The sequence below is a fragment of the Pseudomonas sp. GL-R-26 genome (assembly GCF_019947365.1).
In the GTDB taxonomy this organism is placed as follows: Bacteria; Pseudomonadota; Gammaproteobacteria; order Pseudomonadales; family Pseudomonadaceae; genus Aquipseudomonas.
Window position 1 is genome coordinate 1 of record NZ_JAGYGI010000068.1, and the last position, 3,724, is coordinate 3,724.

The following is a 3,724-nucleotide window of genomic DNA, read 5'->3' on the forward strand; positions in this document are numbered from 1 at the left end:
GATTCTAGGAGGCGGGAGGGGGGAGGGATATGAGAGAACTCTCAGTTGAATTTATGTTGAAATTGATTCGAGAGAAATGCTGAAAGGTGTTTGCGGAGGGGCGTTGAGTTTAAGATAGTGGCAGTAAGGGAACGTGCAACCTGTAAGTGGTTGCACGCTCGTGTGAGAGACTTGACGTTAGTGGTGGGGGCTAAAAATAAAGTAGATTATTTTCGAGTTGGACCATCTGTCGTAAAAATCCTATTCTGGAGATCTACAATCCATTCTCCTTTTGAATTTCGTTTGGATTTAGGGAAAATATTCGGTATAGACGAACGTCGTAGTGCGGGGGCAGGGGCAGCGGGTGTAATGTCGGGCTGTATTGATTGATTGTCATTGTTACTAGGCAAAATATTGGGCAATGAATTACTGCGTTGACTAAGGTTGTCGGTGAATTGGTTAAAATCCGACTCGTCAGAATCACTAACGTAGATTGAATTTTGACGGCCTGGCCCCTGTTGGCGACCAAGTGCGCTTTCATCTGTTAAGTTTTCTATATTGCGTATGTAGTTAGAATTCGGGCCTGATGAACCAGAATCGTTACTTCCACTTTGGCTTGGTGGAGGGCTAGGTTTATCGGGGTTATCCGGATTACCCCTGCTAAAAAACGCGGCCCCGCTAATTAAACCCCCAAGAATTGTAAGACCTGAGCCAACGTAAAAAGCTGTTTCATCGTCAGCAATAGTTCCGTACGTGGCGACGGCGGCACCTATCGATGTAATGATTGCACCGATCACCAAAGCAGCGAAAACCCATCCGGCGGCGGGAACAAAGATGGCGGCGGCGATTGCAGCTACGGCAATGGCAACAAAACCAAGAATACTGACTATTTTTCCAAGTAACGATGTCCCTTTAGGTTGTTCGATGGGATCGATGTATCCGGGGTTATCCGGGCGCGTGTAAGTTGCACGATGACCGCTCGGATCACGGAATGTAATGGGGTTTCCCAGGCAATAGGCATAAGGGTTGAGCCCGCCCGAGCCAAACGGGCTGAACGAATCAGGGCTGTGAAAGCGCATCAGGTTCGGGTTGTAGGCACGATAGCCGCGACCCAGCAAGTACCAGCCAATGACCTCCTCGCACACCTCACTGTTGAACGCCAGCAGACTGCGCATTTCGCCTTCGCTGCTGCTGCGTACACCGTAGGCGTTGTAGACCGCCGTGTTGACACCCGATTGCAAGCATTCGCCAATGACATTCGGGCTGCCGTCCGTCATCAGCAGCATCGTCTGGGCGTGATCATCCACTTGCTGCTGACCCAGTGGGCGATTGCCATCGAACAGGTAGTGTATGTGCGTCGTATCCTGGCGAGTGTGGCTGAGGTTGTAGCCCTGGTAAAAGCGCAGCGTTTCGCTTTCGTTGCCCCGACGAACACCCACCAGATGGTTGTGCCCGTCATAGCGGTAGGTCATCAGGGTTTGCTGGCCCGTCGGATCCTTGACGGCAATCAGGCGACCCTGGTTGTCGTAGACCATGCGCCTGTTGGCTTCGTCATTGAGCATATGGCCGTTGGCGTCGTACTCGAATGTCTGGCTGGGGGAATAGCCGCCGTCAGTGTAGGTGTGAGTAATTTTCTTTAGCTGACAAGGATCATTGGGGCGGTCGGGGAAGTCTTCATCGATATAGAAGAATCGCGCGACATCGCTGAGCCCGTTTTCGAATTGCGTGACCACGCGTTGAACATTGTCCAGCGCATCAAACGTGAACACCTGGCTGACAATCGAGTTGCCATAAGCATCCTGCGGCAGGTGTTTTTGGGTGCCCGAGCACTTGTGATGCACCAGTCGGTTGCGCTGGTCATACACGAACTCTTCGGTGAGCAGGCTGCGCCCGTCCGCGCTAAGGTGGCGGCTTTTGAGCTGGTTGTCGCCCTGCCAGGTCTGGGTGATGGTGAAGGGTGGTTGATGGCTGACGTTCAGGATACGTTCAACTTCGCGACCCTGAGTGTCGTATTGCACATCAGCGACCAGCGTGACGCCCGTTACTTCGTTTCGGCTGGTGGTACGCTGAACCTGCCCCAGCGCATTGTATTCGAAATCGGCTTTCAACTTGCCCTGGGTGACCGAACTCACTCGTCCGTATTCGTCATAGGTGTGCACGGTATCCAGGCCACCGGTGATGCTGCGGCTGAGCTGCCGCCCCAGGAGGGAGTTGACGTAGTGGGTCTCCATCGTGTTGTCGTCTGTATCGGTCCAGCTTTCATGCTCCAGTTGGCCGCCAGGGGTATAGCGGTAAGCACGAAGTCCCTGGTTATTGGTGGCTTTGACGATGCCCCCGGTCTTGGGGTCATAGACGTACGTCGCCGGCTGATCTTCGCCCGCTTTGATGGTTGTCGGCTGCCGGGTCAGTTCGGGCTTGTATGTATAGTCGAACGTTTGCAGCGGGGTGATGCGCTGGCTTGGCTGCATTTGCGAACCTGTGTAGCGATATTGCTCGATTCGCGGGTTATCCGAGTCGCCGATGCTCACTTCAGTCAGGCGCAAGAGACTGTCAAATTTTTGCTGGCCGACCGTCACTTCGGGGGCAGAGTTGGGTTTGACGTTCAAGCGAGTGACCTGCTGGTCAATACTTTGCTCTGCGAACTCTCGCTGGATTACGGTGTTGTCGGCGAGCCTAGTTGCCTCCACACGATTCCACGCATCGTAGGCAAAATGCGTCGAGCTCTCGATATCATCGTACAGCTCGTCTTGTTGAACGCAATTGCTCTTGCCGTCGTAGTGAAAGCGAGCGACCCCAACGGTGGGCAATCCGGCATCCTTCAGTAGTTGCTTGAGGTGCTCGATCACCGAGCGCGCGGGTTCCTGGCGGCACAGTTCGATCAATGGCTGCGCGTCCAGTCGTTCAACACGATCAACCTTGCCGAAATCGTTGTACTCGCTCCCTGTCAGGTTACTGATAGTGATCGTTGACTGAGCGCCTGCTGTCTCCAGCCAGCTGTATTCGATCGGCCCCTTCCTGCCAAAAGGCGACCACAAGAGATTGCTCACGCTACTGTCCGGATTAATGGTACGACAGACGACGCCCCAGGCGTCGTACTCGAACTGTTGGCGCAACGGGATGGATTGTCCATCGAGCCAGTCGTAGCGGGTTTCTTCGACACGGTTGTCCAGCGCATCATAGTTGGCTGCAAAAACCTGCCGAGGTGTTTCCGTTTTCTCAGCGTAATCCTGGTAAATCACTCGCCCCTGACCGTCGAAACGGGTGCAGCTCGTCACGCCACTGACTTCCGTGACGCTTTGTGACGCCTGTTGACCGTCGGCCGAAGTCAGGCTGTAGGTGTAGATGCGCTCGCCTTTAACATCAGGAAAATTCGGTGAGACGATTTCCCTGGTCACCCGCCCCAGCGCGTCATACTGACGTAGCAGTTCTACGCCGTCGAGGTCAGTGGAGAGCACCGTTTCACCAGTGATTAGCGAGTGCTGCTTTGACATCGCTTTCTGGATACCGTCAAAACCGGCGAACAGTTCAGTGGTTTTCAGCACAGTTTCTCCAGCCAGTGCGCTGGACAGCCTTTCGTACTGATAGGAGGTCGTGCTGGTCTTGCCATTGAGGGTGGTTTGCTGAGTGACCGGGCGGCCGTGCAGGAACGCATCGCCGGGCAGTTCGTGGTAGCTGCGCCGGGTCTCTTGCAGGAGCGTTTCGTTGCTGCCATCGAGGTGCACCAGGGTCTCGCTCTCGATCGCCA

General features: G+C 54.5%; 1 protein-coding gene. It reads right to left on the reverse strand.

Annotation, left to right across the window (positions count from 1 at the left end):
* Nucleotides 1-206: 206 nt before the first annotated feature.
* Nucleotides 207-3,701 carry an RHS repeat-associated core domain-containing protein gene (locus KGA96_RS29790; RefSeq protein ID WP_223516068.1) on the reverse strand — a complete coding sequence of 1,165 codons (3,495 nt, stop codon included), beginning with the start codon at nucleotides 3,699-3,701 and terminating at the stop codon, nucleotides 207-209.
* Between the last annotated feature and the right edge of the window lie 23 nt (nucleotides 3,702-3,724).